At 56.6% G+C, this 21,436-nt stretch carries 19 protein-coding genes; 17 read left to right on the top strand and 2 right to left on the bottom strand.

Going from position 1 to position 21,436, the window contains the following annotated elements:
• Positions 1 to 34 precede the first annotated feature (34 nt).
• From ACIQT8_RS07290 to ACIQT8_RS07250, 9 genes are all read left to right on the top strand, one after another.
• Positions 35 to 943, top strand: coding sequence for a dihydrodipicolinate synthase family protein (locus tag ACIQT8_RS07290; protein ID WP_400964581.1), 909 nt, complete (start codon positions 35 to 37; stop codon positions 941 to 943).
• Entirely contained in the window at positions 940 to 2,106 is a 1,167-nt protein-coding gene (locus ACIQT8_RS07285) for a mandelate racemase/muconate lactonizing enzyme family protein (protein WP_400964580.1), read from the top strand. Before ACIQT8_RS07290 ends, ACIQT8_RS07285 begins: the two co-directional genes overlap by 4 nt.
• Before the next feature lie 24 nt (positions 2,107 to 2,130).
• The gene (locus ACIQT8_RS07280) at positions 2,131 to 3,402 is read left to right on the top strand and encodes an ABC transporter substrate-binding protein (protein ID WP_400964579.1); all 1,272 of its coding nucleotides are present in this window, start codon (positions 2,131 to 2,133) and stop codon (positions 3,400 to 3,402) included.
• A 68-nt stretch (positions 3,403 to 3,470) separates the two neighbouring features.
• Positions 3,471 to 4,397, top strand: a complete 927-nt coding sequence (locus tag ACIQT8_RS07275) for a carbohydrate ABC transporter permease (RefSeq protein ID WP_138792176.1) — start codon at positions 3,471 to 3,473, stop codon at positions 4,395 to 4,397.
• Positions 4,398 to 4,407: 10 nt separating this feature from the next.
• Complete coding sequence (locus tag ACIQT8_RS07270) at positions 4,408 to 5,238, top strand: carbohydrate ABC transporter permease (RefSeq protein WP_400964578.1); 831 nt, start codon at positions 4,408 to 4,410, stop codon at positions 5,236 to 5,238.
• 2 nt (positions 5,239 to 5,240) lie between these two features.
• Positions 5,241 to 6,323, top strand: a complete 1,083-nt coding sequence (locus tag ACIQT8_RS07265; protein WP_400964577.1) for an ABC transporter ATP-binding protein — start codon at positions 5,241 to 5,243, stop codon at positions 6,321 to 6,323.
• Positions 6,320 to 7,303, top strand: a complete 984-nt coding sequence (locus ACIQT8_RS07260; protein WP_400964576.1) for an NAD-dependent epimerase/dehydratase family protein — start codon at positions 6,320 to 6,322, stop codon at positions 7,301 to 7,303. The genes ACIQT8_RS07265 and ACIQT8_RS07260 overlap by 4 nt, the downstream gene beginning before the upstream one ends.
• Positions 7,300 to 8,982 carry an SMP-30/gluconolactonase/LRE family protein gene (locus ACIQT8_RS07255; protein WP_400964575.1) on the top strand — a complete coding sequence of 561 codons (1,683 nt, stop codon included), beginning with the start codon at positions 7,300 to 7,302 and terminating at the stop codon, positions 8,980 to 8,982. The genes ACIQT8_RS07260 and ACIQT8_RS07255 overlap by 4 nt, the downstream gene beginning before the upstream one ends.
• Positions 8,983 to 8,985: 3 nt before the next feature.
• Complete coding sequence (locus ACIQT8_RS07250) at positions 8,986 to 9,747, top strand: SDR family NAD(P)-dependent oxidoreductase (RefSeq protein ID WP_400964574.1); 762 nt, start codon at positions 8,986 to 8,988, stop codon at positions 9,745 to 9,747.
• Between the two features lie 52 nt (positions 9,748 to 9,799).
• Here ACIQT8_RS07250 and amyA read toward each other — a convergent pair whose 3' ends face one another.
• Positions 9,800 to 11,284, bottom strand: coding sequence for an alpha-amylase (amyA, locus tag ACIQT8_RS07245; protein ID WP_400964573.1), 1,485 nt, complete (start codon positions 11,282 to 11,284; stop codon positions 9,800 to 9,802).
• 187 nt (positions 11,285 to 11,471) lie between these two features.
• Here amyA and ACIQT8_RS07240 point away from each other — a divergent pair, with 187 nt between their 5' ends.
• From ACIQT8_RS07240 to ACIQT8_RS07225, 4 genes are all read left to right on the top strand, one after another.
• Positions 11,472 to 11,942, top strand: coding sequence for a ferritin-like domain-containing protein (locus tag ACIQT8_RS07240; RefSeq protein WP_400964572.1), 471 nt, complete (start codon positions 11,472 to 11,474; stop codon positions 11,940 to 11,942).
• 194 nt (positions 11,943 to 12,136) lie between these two features.
• Positions 12,137 to 14,344 carry an ATP-binding protein gene (locus ACIQT8_RS07235; RefSeq protein WP_400964571.1) on the top strand — a complete coding sequence of 736 codons (2,208 nt, stop codon included), beginning with the start codon at positions 12,137 to 12,139 and terminating at the stop codon, positions 14,342 to 14,344.
• A complete protein-coding gene (locus ACIQT8_RS07230) occupies positions 14,337 to 14,792 on the top strand; it encodes a response regulator (RefSeq protein ID WP_138792185.1) in 456 nt (151 codons plus the stop codon). Before ACIQT8_RS07235 ends, ACIQT8_RS07230 begins: the two co-directional genes overlap by 8 nt.
• Entirely contained in the window at positions 14,782 to 15,795 is a 1,014-nt protein-coding gene (locus ACIQT8_RS07225) for a sensor histidine kinase (protein WP_400964570.1), read from the top strand. Before ACIQT8_RS07230 ends, ACIQT8_RS07225 begins: the two co-directional genes overlap by 11 nt.
• A 48-nt stretch (positions 15,796 to 15,843) precedes the next feature.
• Here ACIQT8_RS07225 and ACIQT8_RS07220 read toward each other — a convergent pair whose 3' ends face one another.
• Positions 15,844 to 16,218 carry a response regulator gene (locus ACIQT8_RS07220; protein WP_400964569.1) on the bottom strand — a complete coding sequence of 125 codons (375 nt, stop codon included), beginning with the start codon at positions 16,216 to 16,218 and terminating at the stop codon, positions 15,844 to 15,846.
• A 223-nt stretch (positions 16,219 to 16,441) separates the two neighbouring features.
• On the opposite strand from ACIQT8_RS07220, the gene ACIQT8_RS07215 reads away from it, so the two are divergent.
• The 4 genes from ACIQT8_RS07215 to aspT all read left to right on the top strand — a co-directional run bounded on the left by ACIQT8_RS07215 (position 16,442) and on the right by aspT (position 21,414).
• The gene (locus ACIQT8_RS07215; RefSeq protein WP_138792276.1) at positions 16,442 to 17,896 is read left to right on the top strand and encodes a CHASE3 domain-containing protein; all 1,455 of its coding nucleotides are present in this window, start codon (positions 16,442 to 16,444) and stop codon (positions 17,894 to 17,896) included.
• Positions 17,893 to 18,330 (top strand): response regulator, encoded by a 438-nt coding sequence (locus ACIQT8_RS07210; protein WP_138792187.1) that lies wholly within the window; start codon positions 17,893 to 17,895, stop codon positions 18,328 to 18,330. The genes ACIQT8_RS07215 and ACIQT8_RS07210 overlap by 4 nt, the downstream gene beginning before the upstream one ends.
• A gap of 4 nt (positions 18,331 to 18,334) precedes the next feature.
• Complete coding sequence (locus tag ACIQT8_RS07205; protein ID WP_138792188.1) at positions 18,335 to 19,375, top strand: sensor histidine kinase; 1,041 nt, start codon at positions 18,335 to 18,337, stop codon at positions 19,373 to 19,375.
• Positions 19,376 to 19,728: 353 nt separating this feature from the next.
• On the top strand, positions 19,729 to 21,414 hold the full coding sequence (gene aspT, locus ACIQT8_RS07200) for an aspartate-alanine antiporter (RefSeq protein WP_138792189.1): 1,686 nt from the start codon (positions 19,729 to 19,731) through the stop codon (positions 21,412 to 21,414).
• The last annotated feature ends 22 nt before the right edge of the window (positions 21,415 to 21,436 follow it).

The raw sequence follows: 21,436 nt of genomic DNA, 5'->3' as shown, positions 1-21,436 counted from the left end.
ATCAATATATGATACTGTTTTGGGAGGTGAGGAAATGGTGGGGGGCCTGAAGGGCATTTTGCCTGTTTTGCCGACGCCCTTTTTGGCGAACGGCGAGGTTGATGAAGCGGGAATGCAGCGGCTGGTCCAGTTTGCGCTCAAGCAGAACGTGGACGGCGTGGTCTTTCCTGGCTTTGCCAGCGAGGTCGAAAGCCTGACTGCAGACGAGCGGGCAACGCTGCTGAAGATCGTTGTCGCAACCGCTGCGGGCCGAGTCCCTGTCGTAGCAGGGGCAAGTGCCGCTGATTGGCGCGAAGTTGTCCAGCATGGCCGGGTTGCTGCGGACCTCGGTGTTCGCCACCTGATGGTTCAGCCGCCGAAATCGGTCGGCACCGATGCGCCGGCATTGATCGAATTCCTTGGCAAGATCGTCGCGGAACTGCCTGAGGTCGAGATCATTCTGCAGAATGCTCCAGCACCTCGCGGGTCTGATCTGTCGCCGCAAGCCATTATCGAAATCGTCCGCGCACTTCCGCGCGTCGCTTATGTGAAAGAAGAAACTCTGCCGGCGGGTCCGGCAATCAGTCACATCATTGCGCATGCTCCCGCAACGCTGAAAGGCGTGATCGGTGGTGGTGGCGCGCGTTACATTCTCGACGAATATGCGCGTGGAGCAACGGCTGCCATGCCAGCACTCGAAATCGTTGAGGAGCATGTTGCCATCGACCGGGCATTAAAGGCTGGCAAACACGATGAGGCGCGTAAAATCTACGTGCGGACCTTGCCTCTTTTGGTGTTGCAGGCTGTCTATCGCATGCGTCTGACCAAGCATGTGCTGGCACGCCGCGGTGTGATCGATGGTGTTGGTGTACGCGCCCCGACGCCCGAGCTTGATGCCGCTGCCATTGCCGATATTGATGCCAATCTCGTCGAGCTTGGTTTGTTGTCTGCGGAGGCCGCATGAACAGCCCCATTTCGACCATTGAGGTTTTCACGCTGACCCAAGCGCGTAAGGTGCCCTATCTTGGTGCACTTAGGCCAGGTGAGCTCGTCAATCCGAATGGTTATGTCGTGCGCAAGGGAAACCGCACCGTCTATCCGACGTTTGATCGCAGCGTGCTCGTCCGTATGACGACAAAGTCAGGAACCGTGGGGTGGGGCGAGACATATGGCATTGTTGCACCCGGTGCTGTTGCAGCCCTGATCAATGATCTGCTCGCCGGTTTCGTGGTTGGGCGCGATGCCTCGGACCCCTCGGCGATCTATGATGATCTCTACGACATGATGCGGGTGCGCGGTTACACCGGCGGTTTTTATGTCGATGCGCTGGCAGCCCTCGATATCGCGCTATGGGACATTGCCGGACAGGAAGCTGGCAAATCGGTGCGTGACATGCTCGGTGGCGGCGTCGACGTGTTTCCAGGCTATGTTTCGGGCCTGCCCGAAAAAACGCTCGAGGCGCGCGGAGAGCTGGCAAAATACTGGCAGGACCTTGGTTTCAACGCTTTCAAGTTTGCAACGCCGGTCGCCGACGATGGTCCGGCGGCAGAGATGGAAAACCTGCGGAGAGTGCTTGGACCGGATGCAAGGATTGCCGCGGACATGCACTGGAACCAGACGCCGGAACGGGCGCTGGAACTGATCGCGGAGATGGCGCCGTTTGATCCCTGGTTTGCAGAGGCGCCTGTCTGGACGGAAGACATCGCCGGATTGGAAAAAGTCTCCAAGGGAACGGACATCCCGATTGCTGTGGGCGAGGAGTGGCGGACCCATTGGGATATGCGAGCCCGCATTGAGCGGTGCCGCATTTCCATCGTGCAGCCGGAGATGGGCCACAAGGGTATCACCAATTTCATCCGTATCGGCGCTCTTGCGGCTGAACACGGTATTGACGTGATCCCGCACGCCACCGTCGGTGCCGGCATATTCCTGGCGGCCAGCCTGCAGGCATCGTCAACATTGCCGACCCTGAAAGGGCATGAATTCCAGCATTCGATCTTCGAACCAAACCGTGCCCTGCTTGAAGGGGACATGGATTGTCGCGAAGGCCACTACCATTTGCCGTCCGGGCCAGGGCTCGGCGTGAGACCGTCGTCGACAGCGATCGGTCTGCTTGAACGTATCTAAATTGGTTCTTTGGAGGAGGAAGCCATGAACAAGACAATGAGGAAGCTGGTGCTCTGCGCCACAACGGCCAGCTTGATGACGCTTGGCGGCATCGCCCCGGCGATGGCCGATACCGTTTTGAAATTCATCTCCTGGCAGACGGATGATGCCGGCACCGGCGAGTGGTGGCATTCGGCGATCGCAGCCTTCGAGAAGCAACATCCGGGCGTGAAGATCGAATTCACCAAGGCGGAACGCAGTTCGTATGCTGACACGATGACAACGCTGTTTGCGGCCAACCAACCGCCTCAGATCGTCCATCTTGCCTCGTTCGAATTCCAGATGTTCGCCGACAGCGGCTGGCTGGAGCCGCTCGACCCGTGGCTCAAGAAAGACGGTATCGACATGACCGGCTGGGCAGGGCAGCAGAAATGCGAATGGAATGGGGAGACCGTCTGCATCATGACGAACTATTTTGGCTTCGTCATGGCCTACAACAAGAAGCTTCTCGATGCCGCCGGCGTTGCGGTTCCCAAAACCTACGACGAGTTTCTCGCTGCGGCAAAGGCGACCACCAAGGATCTGAACGGCGATGGCATCATCGACCAGTTCGGCACTGGTCACGAAACCAAGGGCGGGCCGGGCCAGTATCTCACCGAGATGTTGAACTACATCATCGATGCGGGAGCCTATTGGACCGACAAGGATGGTAACATCACCATCGATACGCCACAGATGGTCGAGGGGCTGACACGCTGGAAAACCGTCATGAAAAGCGGTGTCAGCCCGGTCGATATGAGCGCAAGCGATGTGCGCAAACTGTTTGCCGATGGCAAGATGGCGATGCGTCTCGATGGTCCATGGCTTTATGGCACCACGGAAAAAGGTGCAGCCAAGAATGACATTGTTTACGCGGCTCCACCGCTCAACCCGCCGCTTGGCGGTTCGTCCAACGTCCTGGCGATGCCAGCCGACATTCCTGACGACCAGAAAGAGCTCGTGTGGGATTTCATCAAGCTGACGATGACGCCGGAGTTCCAGCGCAGCTACGCGACGATGGGTGGCAACACACCGCCCAGTCCCAAGGCTGATGTTTCCGGTGTCGAAAAAACCATTCCGCATTTCCCGGTTCTGATCGAGACGATGAAGAAAGCCTCCGAGGCCGGCATCGATCGGATTCCGACCGGGCTTGAGCTCTTCTACAACGAGTTCAGCAAGATGGTGATGGAAGAAAGCCAGCGGATGATCATTCAGGATCTTGATCCGGCCGACGTCGCCAAAACCATGCAGTCCAAGGCCGAGTCTATCAAAGGCTGACCCGAGCAAGGGAATGGCCCGCGTCAGCGGGCCATTGGCATCATAAGAATCCGGCAGGAGGACCATCCATGACCGACACCGTCCAGGCGGGGCGTCGCAAGTTTTTCGATCTTGCGCGCCCGAGCCGGCAACATCTACTCGGCTATATCCTGATCGCTCCGGCGGTTCTGATGGTTGCCGCCATCATCGTCTGGCCGCTGATCCTGGCGATCGACCTGTCGTTTCAGCAGGTCAAGATTCCCCGGTTGGGAGGGGCGAGCCGGCCGTTTTCTCTGGTTAACTACACCTGGCTTTTCACCTCTCAGGAGTTCTGGCTTGCCTGCTGGGTCACCCTCAAGCTGGTGGCCGTCGTGACCTTCGGCAGTGTTGCTGTCGGCTTGAGCACGGCACTCCTGGCCAACAATCGTTTCAAAGGTCGCACCGCGGCGCGTCTCGGTATGGCGCTGCCTTGGGCGGTGCCTGAAATCATCGCTGTCGTTATCTTCGCCTGGATGTTCGATACGTCGTTCGGTCTGTTCGGCTGGCTGGCAATCCAGCTCGGTTTCACTGACCAGATGATTCCCTGGGTCAGCAGTTCGACGGCAGCTTTCTGGGCTGTTGCAATTACCATGGTGTGGAAGGGCTTCCCTTTCGTGTCGATCATGTGTCTTGCAGGTCTGCAGTCAATTCCGGCCGATTATTACGCGGCTGCCAAGGTCGATGGCGCCAGTGTCTGGCAGCGGTTTCGATGGATCACCATGCCGTTGCTGATGCCGGTGCTCGGGGTTACGCTTGTCCTTACCCTGCTTTGGGTGTTCCGGGACTTTTCCATCATCAAGGTGCTGACGGGCGGCGGCCCACTGCGTTCGACGCAGACACTGTCGATCATGACCTACGATCAGGCATTCCAGTATCACAACTTCGGCCGCGCGGCCGCAGTCGGCGTGCTGACGTTGGTGATCTGCATCATCGCCAGCCTGCTGATGCTCGGCCGGCGTTCCAAGTCCATTTATTGAGGAGGCTTTGATGAAGCGCACATTCGCACAGAGCCTCGCTCTTTATGTCACCGTGATCTTCACTTTGGTGATGATCCTGTTTCCCGTCTACTGGTTGCTGGTCACAGCGCTTTCCACGACGGATGAGCTTTACCGTCTGCCACCGACTTTCTGGCCGGACGACGCGCAGTGGGACATCTTTGCCCGGGTGTGGGCGGCAAAGCCGATTCTTCTCTGGCTGTGGAACTCCATGCTTGCCGCTGTTGGTTCGGTCGCACTTTCGATGCTGGTTTCGGTCAGTGCCGGCTACGCCTTGTCACGTTATTCCATGCGTGGCGGTGCCACGATGGGGCTTTTCGTTCTGACGGCAAAGATGCTGCCTGCGACACTACTGGTCATCCCGCTGTTTTCGATCTTCTCCAGCTTCGGATTGATCGGCAGCCTGTGGACGCTGGTACTGGCCCATTCCACCATGATCATTCCTTTCGCCACTTGGATGCTGAAGGGATATTTTGACACGATCCCGAAGGAGCTTGAACAGGCGGCAATGGTGGACGGGTGCTCTCCGATCGGAGCCATGGTCCGTGTTGTCCTGCCGATTGCAACGCCTGGCCTCGCCGCCACCGCACTCTACGCCTTCGTGTTAAGCTGGGCTGACTACGCCTATGCTCGAACCTTCCTGGTCAATTCGCCCGATAACTGGACGGCGAACCTCGGCATCACCACCATGCAGGGCGAATACGTTACCTACTGGAACGACATCTCCGCTGCATCGGTGTTCATCGCCCTTCCGATCATCGCAATCTACCTATTCCTTGAACGTTATTTGGTCGGCGGCCTGACCGCTGGCGCGGAGAAGTAAGCATGGCCAATATTTCCATTCGCAATGTCAGCAAATCCTATGGTGCGCTCAACGTGCTCCAGCCGTTTTCTCTGGAGATCGAGAACGGCGAGTTCGTTGTCCTTGTTGGTCCCTCCGGTTGCGGCAAATCGACGATGCTGAAAATCCTGGCAGGTCTGGAACCTGCCAGTGAAGGCCAGATTTTTATCGGTGACCGCGAGGTGACGGATCTTGCACCGGGAGACCGGGATATCGCCATGGTTTTCCAGAACTATGCGCTTTATCCGCACCTGACAGTCCGCCAGAATATCGGCTTCGGGCTGAAAATGCGCGGTACCGATCGGGGAGAGATCGATCGGCGGGTGGATGAAGCGGCGCGCATTCTCGAGGTCACACCTTATCTCGACCGCAAGCCGAAGGACCTGTCGGGCGGTCAGCGTCAGCGCGTGGCACTCGGACGTGCGATTGTTCGCCAGCCGCAAGCTTTTTTGATGGACGAGCCGCTATCGAACCTCGATGCCAAGCTGCGTGTCCACATGCGCGCCGAAATCGGTGCTCTGCACAAGCGCATCGGTGTGACCACCGTTTATGTCACGCATGATCAGGTTGAGGCCATGACAATGGCGGATCGCGTTGTCATCATGCAGGGTGGCGTTATCCAGCAGATTGCTGCACCCGACGAGCTGTTCAATAACCCCGCGAACCTGTTCGTCGCCGGTTTCATCGGTTCTCCCGGCATGAATTTTCTCAACGCGGATTTGCGCGATGGCAAGTTGACTGCATTCGGGCAGCAGATTTCCCTGCCACGCGCGATGGATCGGCAGGGACCCGTTGTTGTCGGGTTGCGTCCCGAACATCTCGTTCTCGGGGAGGCTCCGGTCACGTTTGGGGTGCGTCCGACATTGATTGAAAGCCTTGGTTCGGAAAAATACGTTTATTTCGATGCTGAAGGCGCCAGGATTGCGCAAGGTGAAGAGGACAAGTCGAAAGGGCTGATTGCACGCGTTTCGCACACCGGCAGCCTTCCGAAAGACGAGGCGATCCGGCTCGGTTTCGATCCAGCCCAACTTTATCTCTTCGATGCAACTACGGGTGAACGGCTATGATCCTTGTAACTGGATCGGCAGGGCGCGTTGGACGCACTGTTGTGACAGCCTTGCGCGCGCAGGCTCGGTCGGTTCGTGGCTTTGATCTGCGACCATCTGATACAGGCGGCGAAGAGGTCGTCGGTTCGCTGGAAGATGCCGGTATGCTAGCAAAGGCCATGGAGGGCGTAACGGATGTCCTGCATCTCGGCGCCTTCATGTCCTGGGTACCAACAGACCGCGACCGTATGTTTTCGGTCAATGTCGATGGTACACGCCGCCTGCTGGATGCTGCCTCGGCAGCCGGGGTCAAGCGGTTTGTGTTTGCATCCTCGGGTGAGGTCTACCCGGAAAACCGGCCGGAATATTTACCCGTTACCGAGGACCATCCACTCAATCCAAGTTCGCCTTATGGACTGACCAAGCTGCTCGGCGAGGAGCTCGTCCGCTTTCACCAAAGAACCGGATCGATGGAAACGGTGATCTTGCGCTTCTCGCATACGCAGGATGCAGCTGAATTACTGGATGAGAACAGTTTCTTCTCCGGTCCGCGCTTTTTCCTCGCTCCCCGAATTCGCCAGCAGCAGACCTTTGGTAATCTTGCGGCTGTCGAGGCCCTGCGAGCGAAAGACATTGGTGCTCCTGCCCATGTGCTGGCACGCAATGAAAACGGTCGGCCGTTCCAGATGCACATCACCGATACCCGTGACATGGTGGCGGGCATTCTTCTGGCTCTCGATCACCCTGATGCGGCGGGCGGCATTTTCAATCTCGGGGCCGACAACCCTGTGGATTTTTCGGAATTGTTGCCCCGCATGGCGGCATTGACTGGCTTACCCATCGTGACAGTCGATTTTCCCGGCGCTGGCGTCTATTACCACACATCGAACGAGCGGATCAGAAACACCCTGGGGTTTAAAGCGGAATGGACGATGGACCGGATGCTGGACGAGGCGGCGGCCGCAAGGCAAAAACGCCTGGCGATGGAGCAGACGCGATGAAACCCGAGACACCCGGCGGCACTGCGGCGCTGGCCAAGGGGTTGACGCTTCTCGATATGGTGGCGGATGCTCCGGAGCCGCCCCGTTTTGCGGAGCTTCTGCGTGCCTCCGGTCTGCCGAAGCCGACCTTCGCCCGTATACTTCGAACATTGATTGCCTATGGTCTGGTGCGGCAGGACGAGGCGCGCGGCACGTATGTTCTTGGACAGCGGTTCCTCGAGATGTCGCACAAGGTCTGGGAAAGTTTTGATCTGGTGTCTGCGGCAACGCCTGAGCTCGAGCGGCTGGCCGCAGAGCTCGGCGAAACCGTGGCTTTGTGTCGGCTTGACGGCGTCATGGCCCTTTATCTGGCGGAACGCTCGCCAAATGGACTGTCCGTACGCGTCGAGGTTGGCCGTCGTGTTCCATTGCACTGCACGGCACCCGGCAAGGCGCTGCTCGCCTTTCAGGACCCTGCAGTCGGCCGCTCCCTGGTGGACCGCCTGACACTTGACCTGCAGACAGCCCAGACAATTACGACCATCGAAGCGTTGCAGGCCGATCTGACGCTGACCCGGGCGCGTGGCTATTCGATCTCCTATGAGGAGCATCTACCCGGCGTGAATTCGGTCGCTGCACCCGTGATGGGACGCGACAACACGCCAATAGGTGTTCTCGTGGCGCTCGGGCCGTCCTCCCGTCTGGAGGCGTCCAATATTCACCCGGCTGGACGGGAATTGATTGCTGCCGCTCGGCGCATCACCGGTGCTGCGGGTGCAGTTGCCATCAGTTCTCGCCCGCGTCCGCGCTCTGCTGTCAGCCGCCCAACCGCCGATTTGAGCTGCATCTTGCCATGGGGCGCGCAACTGGGTGAAAGCCCTGTCTGGCATGAGGCGGAAAATGCCCTTTATTGGGTGGATATCCTGCACCCGGCCGTCCATCGTTTCGATCCATCGACCGGCCGCAACGAGACCTGCGAAACCGGTAAACTGGTCAGCGCCGTGATCCCCGTGACGGGTGAACGCCTGCTTGTCGCCTCTCAGGACGGGTTGGAGTGGCTCGATTTTGCCTCGGGCCGACTGGCGCCGTTCGTCAGTCCGGAGGCTTCCATTGCCGATAACCGCCTGAATGACGCCAAATGTGGTCCGGATGGTGCGATCTGGGTTGGCTCAATGCGTATCGACGCATCCAAGCCGACCGGTGCGCTCTATCGCATCAATGCAGCAGGCGAATTCGAACGTAAGGAGGGCGGCATTATCGTCTCCAACGGTCTCGGCTGGAGCCCAGATGGTCGCACCTTCTATTTCGTTGACACCGTTCCGGGCCTGATCCACGCCTATGATTGCGATCCACAGACCGGTGCGCTGTCTTCGCATCGTGAATTTGCCCGTATTTCCGTTGCCGATGGACGACCCGACGGTCTCGCCGTCGACGCAGAAGGTGGCGTATGGTGCGCAATCTGGGACGGCTGGTGCGTGCGTCGTTATCTGCCGAACGGCAAGCTGGATCAGGTCATAGAGTTGCCGGTGCCGCGACCGACCAGTGTCGCCTTTGGTGGTCCGGATCTCTCTACACTGTTCATCACCAGCGCCCGGACACGCCTGCCGGCGTCAACGCTTGCGGATGCGCCACTTTCCGGCGGTCTGTTTTCCTGTCGTCCCGGTGTGTCCGGAGCACGTATTTCACTGTTTGAAGGATAAGCGATGCGCCTCGAAACTGTTTTCGGCCTCAAGGGTCGTACGGCGCTGGTTACCGGTTCCAGTCGCGGTATTGGTGCTGCGATCGCCGAGGGGCTGGCTGGGGCCGGCGCCCATGTCATCCTGCATGGCATGAAAACCGGCGGTGCGGCGACGGTCCGGCAGCGTATCATCGACAATGGCGGTACTGCGGACGAACTGGTGAGTGACCTATCAGAGCCGGGAGCCGGCCGCAGTCTGATTGAAAGTGCCGAGGCGATCGCGCCTGTCGATATTCTCGTCATCAACGCGAGCGCCCAGATTAATGCAGTGCTTGAGGATCTCACACCGGAAGATCTCTCATTTCAGCTTACCGTTAATCTGGGTTCCACTGTGGACATGTTGCAATCTGCCCTGCCACGCATGGCGGCGCGAAGGTGGGGCAGGGTGGTGTCGATCGGCTCCATCAACCAGCTTCGGCCTAAGGGCATTGTCACCGCCTATGCCGCTACCAAGGCCGCCCAGCATAACATCATACAGAGCCAGGCCCGTGACTATGCCAAGGACAATGTTCTCCTCAACACGCTCGCGCCCGGCCTGGTCGACACTGACCGCAATGCCGGTCGGCGTGATGCCGATCCGGAAGCCTGGGCAGACTATGTGCGAACGCTCAATTGGATGGGGCGTGCAGGCCAGCCGGAAGAGATGGTCGGAGCCGCCATCTTTCTCTCGTCGCAAGCCTGCAGTTTCATGACCGGTGAAAGCATATTTCTGACCGGTGGTTACTGAGTACGCCAGAGATCGCCTCTTCGAGGCGTGATCGTCCTCTCGGCCAGTCCGATCAGGTATCGGTGCGAACCCAGACGCTCACGCTACCCCCCTCGACCGGGAAAGCTGCTTTGCCGTCGTCACCCACTGTTATCTCGTCATCGCGATGTCCCAGGAAATCACGGAAAGTCTTTCCGGCGAAGTCTGCTCCGAGGTCGGCCGATTTTTCACCTGCGGCACCATTCGAAAGAACAACGACGCAGCCCGGTTGCTCGGCCGTGCCGTGGCGGATGAAGCCAATGCAGGTTGGATCATCGAAGACATCGGTCTGGGCGCCATGTGCAAAGCGGCTGCGTGCCTCAATCAGTTTCGGCAAACTATCGATCACCGGCATTTCGATGTCGTGCTCGTTGCCGTCGTCTCCGAAGTCCCGATAGGATGCGCCGTAGAGGTCGGGGTAAAAGACACACGGCACACCCTGCTCACGCAGCAAAATCAGCGCGTAAGCGAGAGGTTTGAACCAGGGTTCGACAGAGGCCTCCAGTGATTGCAACGGCTGAGTATCGTGATTGTCTACCAGTGTGACGGCATGGCCGGGCATTGAGGCAACGAGTGAACCATCAAAGATCGTGCGCATGTCGAAGTCCGCCCCCTGCTTTGAGGCGTCGTGGAAATTGTAGTGAAGGGCTACGTCAAAGAGCATCAACTGCTTGTCGACCAGTTCCAGATAGGAGCCGAGTGCTGCCATATCGGGGTGCCAGTATTCAGCGACGACGAAGAGTTCAGGGTCGATGTTCTCCCGCATGTGTCCGACCCAGTCGCGAAAGAACCAGGCGGGGATGTGCTTTGCGGCATCGAGACGAAATCCACCCACGGGAACCTGTTCACTCAGCCACCGGCCCCAATATTTGAGTTCCTCGTAAACGGCGTTGTTACGAAACTCGACATCGGCACCCATCAGATAATCGAAGTTGCCGAGTTCTTCGTCCACTTCCTCGTTCCACTGCCCGTCGCCATACTCATTGACAAGCTTGAAAACGCCGCTCTCGTCTGGCTGTTCGATGACATCCACACCACTGAAACATTGCTTGTCCCAGATGAATTTCGAGTGTTGCCCCTTCCGTCCAGGAAACGTGAAACGCGTATAGGCAAGCGCCTTGAATTCTTGATCGTCGATCTCAGTCCGGTCTTCGGCATTGACGCGTCGAACCTTGACGCTTTCCTTTTCGTCAGCGCCCATCTTGTGATTGAAAACGACATCGTGGAGGACGCGAAGGCCGCTCGTGTGAAGCGAACGGCAGGCTTTTTCAAAGGATGACCGATCGCCGTATTTTGTTGCGACTGCGCCCTTTTGATCGAATTCACCGAGATCGAAGAGATCGTAGGTATCATAACCGACAGAGGAGACGCCGCTCGCACCCTTGTAGGCGGGTGGCAACCAGACATCGGTTATTCCAAGGTTCGCCAGATCATCCGCTCGCTCTGCAACCTCCTTCCAAAGTTTTCCGTCTGCTGGCGTGTACCAATGGAAGAATTGCAGAAGAGTGCGTGGCGACATCGGCTACCCCTGTTGATGATGGCGCCTATTAACGGTCGCAGGCGCAATTGGTTTCGTGCCGGCGTCGTGTGCCCTCGAGATAGTTTGCGCAATACGGCGGCCACGTGTCTGTCCGGTTTCGCGGTGGCGTCGGAACGAACACGCAGACGTGTTCGTTTATCAACGCCAACAACAAGGGAACACGGTTATGGAAACACTCGCAGAATTATTCGAACACACCCTCAAGGACGTTTACTACGCCGAAAACGCTATCGTTAAAGCGCTACCCAAGGTTTCGAAAGCAGTTAAGAACGCGGAATTCAGGAAAGCAATTGACCACCATCTTGACGAGACCAAAGGCCAGATCAAGACACTCGACAAGGTCTTCAAGACAATTGGCGTGAAACCCGAAGCCGTCAAATGCGATGCCACCGATGGCTTGATAAAAGAAGCCGAAGGTCTGATCGATGAGGGTAAAGGCGTTGCGCTTGACGCGGGTCTTCTGGCTGCCTGTCAGGCGGTCGAGCATTATGAGATCGCGCGCTATGGCTCACTTCGGGAGTGGGCAAAAGTCCTTGGTAACGAAGAGGCGCACGTTTTCTTGAGCGAAATTCTCGATCAGGAAAAGGCTGCCAACAGCAAGATGACCAATCTCGCCGTAACTGCGATCAACAAGTGAGTTGCATATTGATCCTGGAGTCCGGGGTGCCACCGCATGCGCCCCGGCATCTCATTTTGCAATCCGTGGATCGAAGGGCCGTTTGCGTATTTTATGCGCAGAACGCGTTTACATCTGTGCAGGAATGACTAGGCTGGTGACATCATTTTGAGCAGATCGGTCGATCTTTCGCAGACAAGTGGCTGGAGAGAGTTATGAGTTCAGCTACGCCGAAACTGGACAGTTGCGGCGCCGAGCCCATCCATATACCCGGTGCGATCCAACAGCATGGTGCACTCCTGGTGCTTTCTGCACGCAGTTTCAGCATTGTGCAGGCAAGCGATAATCTGACGGATTATGTGGACGTTCGAGCAATCGTCGGCAGCGTAGCCAAAGCTTCGGTTTTTCCCTTCCTCGATGCCTTATCCGATTGGTATTCGAGTGACGAGAGCAATTTTCGATATGTCTGGACCGACGAAAACCTTGATGTTGCAGCCCATCGATCTGCCGGTTTCATCGTTGTTGAGTTTGAAAAAACGAGGCAGAGCGAACCGGCTGAAACCTTGATGGCTGAGCTGACAAGGTTCGCTCAATATCTGAATGGCGTACCGGCGTTGAACGATGCATTGTCACGTGCAGCCGAGCTGGTGTCTGCAATAAGCGGATATGATCGCACTCTGATTTATGAGTTTGGAGGGGACTGGAGCGGTCACGTTGTGGCCGAAGCGGGAAATGGCGCTCTACCGTCTTATTTCGGGCTGCGTTTTCCGGCCGGCGATATCCCGCCACAAGCCAGGCAGCTTTACACGATCAATCGCCTTCGCATGATCCCGGATGTCGACTACGCGCCTGTCCCGATCAGCCCGGCCATCAATTCGGAAACAGGAACGGTCCTCGATATGAGCTTTGCGCAATTGCGCAGCGTATCGCCAATCCATCTGGAATATATGCGCAATATGGGTACGGCAGCATCGATGTCCGTTTCCATTATCATCAACGGTCGATTGTGGGGACTGATCGCCTGCCACAATGCAGCATCTCATTATGTCTCCCTGGCGGTTCGCGAAGCGTGCGATTTCGTGGCGCAGCTTCTGTCAATGCGGATCGCAATGGAGCGCAGTGCCAAGGAGGCCTCGCGGCGGGTAGAGCTTAGTATTGTTCAAGGTCGCCTTTTAAGTCGGATGGCGGCAGCACAGAGATGGGCTGACGGGCTCCTTCCAGATGACGGCAACAATGATCTGTTGAAACAGGTTGGAGCCGACGGCGCGGCGTTGATCGTTGGCGACGAGTGTCATCTTGTCGGCCATACCCCGTTGAGGCAGGATGTCGAGGCGCTTGCCGAATGGCTTGGCGAGCAGGACATTACCGATGTGTTTGCAACGGAAAGCCTCGTCGGAGTTTATGTTGATGCTGAAGCCTATTCTTCTGTTGCGAGTGGAGCAATTGCCACCCGTCTCTCCGAACTACACGATAGTTGGTTGATCTGGTTTCGTCCGGAAGTCATCAAAACTGTTCAATGGGGAGGCAATCCCCATAAGACCGTGCAGGAGAGTGGCCGCATCCATCCACGAAAATCCTTCGAAATCTGGAAGGAACAGGTTCGCAACACCGCCCACTCGTGGTCCGAAGCCGAAATCGCAGCCGCGCGGGACCTTCGCAGCGCGATCATTGGTATCGTTCTGCGTAAAGCCGAAGAAATGGCTGATCTGACAAGGGAATTGCAGCGAACCAACAAAGAGCTCGAAGCTTTTTCCTATTCTGTTTCACACGATTTACGGGCGCCTTTCCGGCACATCGTTGGTTTTGCGCAGTTGTTACGTGAGCGCAGCAACGCCTTGGACGAGAAGTCTCTGCATTATTTGCAGATGATTTCCGAGGCAGCCCTCAGTGCGGGGCGACTGGTGGATGACCTGCTAAACTTTTCGCAGCTTGGACGCACTCAGATCAGTACGAAGCCGGTCGACATGCAGAAGCTGGTAAGCGAGGTGCGCCGCACGATTGCGCCAAGCGTGGCCGACCGTGATATCGAGTGGCAGATCGGTGAATTGCCGGTCACGCTTGGCGATCCGACCCTGCTCCGGCAGGTCTGGTACAATCTCATCGACAACGCCATCAAATATTCACGTCGCGAGCCAGTTTCGGTTGTCCGCATTTCGGCGGTTGAAACCGAAAGCACTGTGACCTATTCGGTGAAAGACAATGGCGTCGGCTTCGATATGGCCTATTCCGGAAAGCTCTTCGGTGTCTTTCAAAGGCTCCAGCGCGTTGAGGATTTTGAGGGCACCGGCATCGGGCTTGCGCTGGTACGGCGGATCGTGGAACGTCATCGCGGCTCGGTCGGCGCAGAGGGAACTCTCGGGGAAGGAGCGACGTTCTCCTTCACATTGCCGATCGCGAAAATTGAAGAGGAAGACATTGCCTGAACTCAGACCTATTTTGCTTGTCGAGGATAATCCGCGCGATCTCGAACTGACGCTGACCGCGCTTGAAAAATGCCAATTGGCAAACGAGGTTGTGGTCGCCCGTGACGGGGCAGAAGCGCTTGATTATCTCAATCTCACAGGTGCCCATCACAATCGGCCTGCTGGTGACCCTGCTGTCGTGCTTCTCGATCTCAAATTACCGAAAGTGGACGGTCTTGAAGTTCTGCAGTCGGTCAAAGGCAGCGATCAGCTACGGCACATTCCTGTCGTGATGTTGACTTCTTCTCGCGAAGAGCAAGATCTCGTGAAAAGCTACGAGTTGGGCGTCAATGCGTTTGTCGTCAAACCGGTTGAGTTCAATCAATTCTTCAAGGCTATTCAGGATCTTGGTGTCTTCTGGGCTCTCTTGAACGAACCGCCGCCGGGTGCTCGCCGTAATGATGGATGAACGGATGTTGCCGAACGGCGCTTGTGAGCTTCTTATGCTTGAAGACAGTTCCGTCGATGCAGAACTGATTGAAGAGCAGCTTTCACGCATTTCTCCGCGGCCTGTGATTACCCGCGCCGTGGGAAAAGCGTCTTTCATCGAGGCGCTGGAAACAAGGCGCTTCGATATTATCCTGGCCGATTTTTCCCTGCCGGATTTCGATGGCATGGCAGCACTCGATCTTGCGTCGCAAATGATGCCTGACGTGCCCTTTATTTTCGTATCGGGCGTTTTGGGGGAAGATGCCGCGATCGAGGCGTTTCGCAGAGGTGCCACCGATTACGTTCTCAAACAGAGACTGGTCCGACTGTCATCTGCTGTCGAACGTGCCCTAGCGGAAGCCCGCGAGCGGCAGGAGAGGAAACGGGCCGAGTTGCACAAGGAGCTGCTCGTTCGCGAGCTTAGCCACCGCGTCAAAAATACCATGGCGATGGTGATTTCCATTATCCGTAGGACTGCAAAGGGCAGCACCTCAATTGAGGACTACCAAGCAAGGCTAGTCTCCAGGGTCAGTGCACTTGCGGGAAGCCATGCGCTGCTGTTTCAAAGCAATTGGGGGGAGACTGATCTCGGCGACGTGGTGCGCCGGGCGATCGAACCTCATAATACCTTTGCCAGCAGGGTTCATCTGGATGGTCCCGATGGGGTCTATGTCCCCCCCAAATCGGCTTTGTCACTCGGTATGATCCTGCATGAACTGGTAACAAACGCTCAGAAATACGGCTCGCTCTCCGGCGCCCAGGGAAAGGTCGATGTGACCTGGGAAAAAGTCGGCAAGGCCGACGACGCACGCGTTGCGCTTCGGTGGTGCGAGAGCGGCGGACCGCCCGTCAGTGCGCCGCAAGATGCTGGTTTCGGGACGACGTTGATAACACAGGGCGCCGAATACGAGCTCCATGCGGAAAGTGAAATTCTCTATGAAAACACCGGTCTAAAGTACCGTGTCGTTTTTCCGTTGAACTGATGGGCGCATAAAGCGCCCATTGTTCAGATGCGCATAGAGGTTTTGGGGTTAACTGGCCAAAGCAAACTCGCGTGCCAGAACGCCGGAAAGATTTGTGAAGTCGCATGGCTTGGATACGATTGTCAGGCCACCCAGTTGGGAGCGTACGCCGGGAATTTCTGCGTAACCGCTGCAGACAACAAAGGGAATGTTTGCGGCTTTCAACTCATCGATCACCGGAAACGACATCTCACCTCGCAGATTGAGGTCAATGACGGCGCCGTCCAGATCCATTTTGTTGATTTGTTCGAGTGCAGCCGCAATGTGCGAGACAGGACCGACGACGGTCACACCCAGATCCGAGAGAAAATCCTCCATGTCCATCGCCAGAAGGGCATCGTCCTCCAGAACAAGGATTTGTTTTCCTTGAAAGTCATACGTCATAAGTCACCACGTCGCGTATCAATAAAATCATTTTGAAGCTGGCAATGTATCCGCTTTACCAACTGTGCTGAACGCACGTTGGCCCAACTGGTTCCAACCTAAAGCAGAAAGAAATCATTCGCTTCGGCGCACGCCATACTCTAGTTTGCGCACTCATTAGCTGCCTACCGGGAATATTGGTACTGTGATTAGTTTTTCGCCGTTTGCTCAGCGAAGCCTGCTGATGCTGGCTGTGGGTGTCGCAATCTTGACTGGCATGGTGGCCATGTCCCTGTGGCTGGTTCAGGTCAATAACCAGTACTCCCAGGACACCGCTGAGCTAAGGCGCGTGCGCGCGGCGATTCTCGACACTCTGACTGCGATGCAGGACATCGAAACCGGGCAGAGAGGATATTTGCTGACAAACAACGTCGATTATCTCGGACCTTATGAAGAAGCGTTGAGCCGTTTGCCTCAGCGCCAGTCGCGCTTGCTGGATCTTTTGAAAGACCGCACAGAGTACCAACAGGATCTTTCGAACCTCGACGCTGCCATCAAAAACAAGCTTGCGGAAACACGCGAAACCATCGATCTGCAAAAAACCGGCCGTATGACGGAAGCCGTTGATGTCGTCCGTAACAATGACGGCAAGCGTTTCATGAACGAGATCAGAACGATACTGTCGGAGCTACAAACAAATACGGATGACCGACTGCGTGTCATCGTCGGTGATCAACTCAGCGCAGCCAATACGCTTCGTTGGGTTACAGTGGGTGGAGCTCTTGCGATCCTGGCTGTTGTTGGCGGCTCGATCTTTCTTGTGCTGACTTACATCCGCGCGCTGAACAGGTCGCGCGAGGACGTTGATGAACTCAATCGTCATCTGGAGGAGCGTGTCGAGGAGAGGACACGCGATCTTCGGCGTGCAAACCAGGAAATCCAGCGTTTCGCCTATATTGTTACCCACGATTTGCGTGCTCCGCTCGTCAACATCATGGGCTTCCTCTCTGAGTTCGACACGTCGCTGAAACCGGTGAGCGCATATGTTCTTGCCGACGGTAAACCGCCGACTGCCGAGGTCGTCCGTGAAGCCAGGCTCGCGATTGAAGAGGAACTGCCCGAAGCCATTGGCTTCATCCGGTCTTCAACGCGCAAGATGGATCAGTTGATCAACGCTATCTTGAAGATCTCCCGCGATGGACAGAGAAAACTGCAACCGGAAAAGGTCGACATAGAGACGTTGCTCACCTCCTTGTCGGAGACGGTACGTCACCAGATCACGGCCAATGACGGTGAGATCAGTGTTGAGACGCCAAAGCTCACGGTCTTCACAGATCGGATTTCGCTCGATCAGATACTCGGCAACCTTTTGGACAATGCCGTCAAATATCAGGCTCCGGAACGCCCTCTAAGACTGGTCACGCGCGCCTATCCCGCCGGTCGTGGTGCGATTTGCATTGAGGTGAGCGACAACGGTCGTGGCATTGGCGAGCAGGATCTGGAACGGGTCTTTGAGCTTTTCCGGCGTGCCGGCAGCCAGGATCAGCCTGGTGAAGGGATCGGGCTTGCACATGTTCGCTCGCTAATCAGAAATTTAGGAGGTGACATTAGGGTGGCTTCTGAGCTCGGCAAGGGGAGTACATTTACGCTGCTGCTGCCGAGCGACCTCAGAAGAGTCACGAAAGAAGGCGAACAATGAAGGCTACCGGTCAAGAAGTCACGATTGTGATGATCGAAGACGACGAAGGACATGCGCGTCTGATCGAAAAGAACGTGCGTCGTGCAGGCGTCAATAACGAGATCGTGCCGTTTACGCTCGGCGCAAAGGCACTCGATTACATCCTGGGCGAAAATCGGGATGGCCTTGTCAGCAAAGACCGCTATCTGCTCGTGCTGCTCGACCTCAATCTCCCTGATATGTCCGGCATTCGCATTCTGGAGCAGATCAAGAGCAACGAACACACACGCCGGCTGCCGGTCGTCGTGCTGACCACAACGGACGACGAAACCGAGATTCAGAAGTGTTATGACCTCGGTGCGAATGTATATATTACGAAGCCCGTTGATTATGAGGGCTTTGCCAGTGCAATTAAGAATCTTGGGCTGTTTTTCTCCGTGATTCAGATACCGTGAAGGCATGACAATTTTGCGCGTTTTGTATGTAGATGACGACCCAGCTCTTGTGCGGCTTTCGAGCCGTGTTCTGGGACGTCATGGGATGGACGTCATACATGCCGCTTCCGTGGCTTCGGGGCTCGAATTCTTTGAACGCGAGCCGTTCGATGTCGTCGTTCTCGATCACTATTTCCAGACGACGACCGGTATGGAGTTTCTCGCCGCAATCCGCTCGCACTCGGCGCGCGCACCCGTTCTTTATGTCACGGGATCAAATGAGGCGCAGATTGCCATCGATGCCCTCAAGGCCGGGGCCGCCGACTATGTTATCAAAAATGTCGGCGACGATTTTTTCCCGCTTCTGGTCACTGCAATCAATCAGGCGCTGGAAAACCATCGTCTGCGACAGACGAAAGATGAAGCGGATCGCCTGCTCGTGAAGGCAAAAGAGCATGCGGAAATGATGGTCAAGGAGATGAACCATCGCGTCGCAAACAGCCTCTCGCTGGTGTCGGCCATGATCCGCCTCCAGATCAACACGCTCAAGTCTCAGGAAGCTGAGACTGCGTTATTGGAAACGCAGAGCAGAATAGCGGCGATCGCCGGTGTGCACCGCAGCCTTTACAGCACCGCAAATATCGGCCTCGTTTCGCTTAATGCCTATCTGACGTCGATCATCAGCGATCTTTTCCAGGCCGTACCGGGCTCTTCAGCGGTTACGGTCGAAACGTCGCTCTGTGACGTCAGTCTCAAGGCGGACCATGCCGTCGCACTCGGCGTCATCATCACCGAGTTGCTGACGAATGCGCTGAAATATGCCTATCCCGACCAGGCGGGAACGGTTCGCGTCCAGCTTTCCGAGGATAACCGGCAGTTCGTTCTTGTCGTCGAGGACGACGGAATCGGTTCAAAACCCGGCGCGTCGCCACGTGGCACGGGTCTTGGAACAAAACTGATCATGGCCATGGCGCAAAATATCAATGCGCGGGTCGAGCAGACACATACGCACCCTGAACTCGGCAAGGGGACACGCTACACGATGACGTGGAGCGACGAGCAGTAGGTCTCAGATCGATTGTAAATGCTCTAAACGCTTACAGAAACGGCTGAGCGTTTCCCAGTTCTTACCGGGGGCACATCCGCAGTTGATACACTCCGGATGGGTACCTCTATAGTCATCACCGCAGGGATTTTGAGCGGTGCTCCAGGGTATTTGCGCGACTGAAGGATGGTTTTCCGTCAGCGCGGATGTGTTTCATCGAGTTGGCCGCCGAAGGTAAGTGTTCATTCACATACTTAAATGAAACGTCCATCAGGAGTTGATTAAGTAGAATTCTGGACTAGTATGACGGGAGTTTTTTGAAGGCAATGCAGCATACGCAGTAGGTTCCACTCTCATTTGAGCGCAGGAATTTCATGAGTTATTTGCAAGGTATCTTTCAGCAATCCCCTGAAATCGCTTTATTTTTGGCTTTGGCCGGCGGTTACTGGATCGGGAAATTCCAGTTCGGAAAATTCTCCCTTGGCGGTGTCGCCGGTTCCCTCCTCGTTGCAGTCGCAATCAGTCAGATCGGCATCACGATCGACAATGGCATCAAGGCTGTGCTGTTTGCACTCTTCATCTATGCCGTTGGTTTTGAAAGCGGCCCGCAGTTCTTCCGTTCGCTCGGACGGAAATCCATTCGCGAGATCATCATGGCGGCGGTCATGGCCGTCAGCGGGCTTGTCACGGTCGTCGTGCTGGCCAAGATGTTCTCTCTCGACAAAGGCCTGGCTGCGGGCATTGCGTCCGGCAGCCTCACCCAGTCGGCCATCATCGGCACGGCAAGTTCGGCGATAGGAAAGCTGGGTTTGCCGGCGGACCAGACGCAAGCCCTGCAAGCCAACGTCGCCGTCGGTTATGCCGTGACCTACATTTTCGGCTCGTTTGGCGCGATCCTGGTGTGCGTCAATATTCTTCCCTGGTTCATGCGCCGCGGAATACGTGACGATGCCGTGAAGGCGCAGGCCGAAATGCTGGCTGGTGCGCAGGTCTACGGCCCCGGAGAGAGCGCCGCTTTGCCCGAACTCGTCGGTCGATTGTTTGAGGTGCAGGCGGCTGCCGGGCGTACGGTTGCGGATATTGAGGCGCAGGCTTCTGCAGGTCCTGTTGCCATCGAAAAAATCAAACGCAACGGCAAGATTCTTGGTTTCAATCCGGAATTTGCCCTGGAGCGAGGCGACATCTTGCTCGTCGTCGGACGCCGCTCCGGGGTGATCGGTCTTGACGAGGCGATTGGTCCCGAACTGGAAACTTCCGACGGTATGGAAATGGTGGTCGCGACACGTGACGTTGTCGTCACCGCTTCTGAATTTGCCGGACAGACCGTTTCGCAAATTGTTGAAGCAACGCGCGACTTGCGGCACGGCGTCTTTGTCCTTTCGCTGAAACGTGGCGGCAACGCTGTGACACTTGGTGCCGACACGCGCATTGAATCTGGCGACGTCGTCACTGTTTACGGTTTGCAGGAAGACCTCCAGCGTATTGCCAAACGTGTCGGCCCGGTTCTTGTGCCAAGCGACAAGACCGATTTCGTTTTCCACGGTTTCGGCATTGTCGTGGGCTTGCTGGTCGGCCTTCTGGTTCTGCGCATCGGTTCCATTCCCTTGACGCTTGGCAGTGGTGGCGGTGCGCTTCTCGCAGGCCTCGCTTTTGGGTGGTATCGCAGCCGCAACATGACGCTTGGTAATATGCCAACAGGGGCATCGACGCTTTTGCGCGATCTCGGTCTGGCCGGGTTTGTTGCGGTGGTCGGATTGCAGTCTGGGCAACAGGCCGTCCATACGATCATGGACAGTGGTCTCTCAATCTTCCTCGTCGGTGTCGCCGTCACCATCATTCCGATGTTGATCACCATGGCAGTCGGCCGATACCTGTTGCATTACGACAATGTTGCAATCTTTGCCGGAGCGCTTTCCGGGTCGCGCAGCGCCAATCCTGCTTTCGGTGAGGTGCTTGATAAGGCCGGAAACTCCGTTCCAACAACGCCTTTTGCCATCACTTACGCTCTTGCCAACGTGTTCCTCACCCTGTTGGGGCCGCTCGTCGTCGCCCTCGTCTGACCCAAAGCCATAAGCTTTCGAA

The sequence above is a fragment of the Agrobacterium sp. NPDC090273 genome (genome assembly GCF_044772305.1).
In the GTDB taxonomy this organism is placed as follows: domain Bacteria; phylum Pseudomonadota; class Alphaproteobacteria; order Rhizobiales; family Rhizobiaceae; genus Agrobacterium.
Note: the sequence above shows the minus strand (reverse complement) of the source record. Positions and strands in the feature narration are given on the sequence as shown.

Bases quoted from the DNA above. Each gene is read 5' to 3' on its own strand.
- ACIQT8_RS07235 (WP_400964571.1), top strand. From the start codon at position 12,137: ATGAGTTCAGCTACGCCGAAACTGGACAGTTGCGGCGCCGAGCCCATC.
- ACIQT8_RS07275 (WP_138792176.1), top strand. From the start codon at position 3,471: ATGACCGACACCGTCCAGGCGGGGCGTCGCAAGTTTTTCGATCTTGCG.
- ACIQT8_RS07240 (WP_400964572.1), top strand. From the start codon at position 11,472: ATGGAAACACTCGCAGAATTATTCGAACACACCCTCAAGGACGTTTAC.
- ACIQT8_RS07255 (WP_400964575.1), top strand. From the start codon at position 7,300: ATGAAACCCGAGACACCCGGCGGCACTGCGGCGCTGGCCAAGGGGTTG.
- ACIQT8_RS07270 (WP_400964578.1), top strand. From the start codon at position 4,408: ATGAAGCGCACATTCGCACAGAGCCTCGCTCTTTATGTCACCGTGATC.
- aspT (WP_138792189.1), top strand. From the start codon at position 19,729: ATGAGTTATTTGCAAGGTATCTTTCAGCAATCCCCTGAAATCGCTTTA.
- ACIQT8_RS07220 (WP_400964569.1), bottom strand. From the start codon at position 16,218: ATGACGTATGACTTTCAAGGAAAACAAATCCTTGTTCTGGAGGACGAT.
- ACIQT8_RS07260 (WP_400964576.1), top strand. From the start codon at position 6,320: ATGATCCTTGTAACTGGATCGGCAGGGCGCGTTGGACGCACTGTTGTG.
- ACIQT8_RS07210 (WP_138792187.1), top strand. From the start codon at position 17,893: ATGAAGGCTACCGGTCAAGAAGTCACGATTGTGATGATCGAAGACGAC.
- ACIQT8_RS07250 (WP_400964574.1), top strand. From the start codon at position 8,986: ATGCGCCTCGAAACTGTTTTCGGCCTCAAGGGTCGTACGGCGCTGGTT.
- ACIQT8_RS07205 (WP_138792188.1), top strand. From the start codon at position 18,335: ATGACAATTTTGCGCGTTTTGTATGTAGATGACGACCCAGCTCTTGTG.
- ACIQT8_RS07290 (WP_400964581.1), top strand. From the start codon at position 35: ATGGTGGGGGGCCTGAAGGGCATTTTGCCTGTTTTGCCGACGCCCTTT.
- ACIQT8_RS07215 (WP_138792276.1), top strand. From the start codon at position 16,442: ATGCTGGCTGTGGGTGTCGCAATCTTGACTGGCATGGTGGCCATGTCC.
- ACIQT8_RS07280 (WP_400964579.1), top strand. From the start codon at position 2,131: ATGAACAAGACAATGAGGAAGCTGGTGCTCTGCGCCACAACGGCCAGC.
- amyA (WP_400964573.1), bottom strand. From the start codon at position 11,284: ATGTCGCCACGCACTCTTCTGCAATTCTTCCATTGGTACACGCCAGCA.
- ACIQT8_RS07265 (WP_400964577.1), top strand. From the start codon at position 5,241: ATGGCCAATATTTCCATTCGCAATGTCAGCAAATCCTATGGTGCGCTC.
- ACIQT8_RS07285 (WP_400964580.1), top strand. From the start codon at position 940: ATGAACAGCCCCATTTCGACCATTGAGGTTTTCACGCTGACCCAAGCG.
- ACIQT8_RS07225 (WP_400964570.1), top strand. From the start codon at position 14,782: ATGATGGATGAACGGATGTTGCCGAACGGCGCTTGTGAGCTTCTTATG.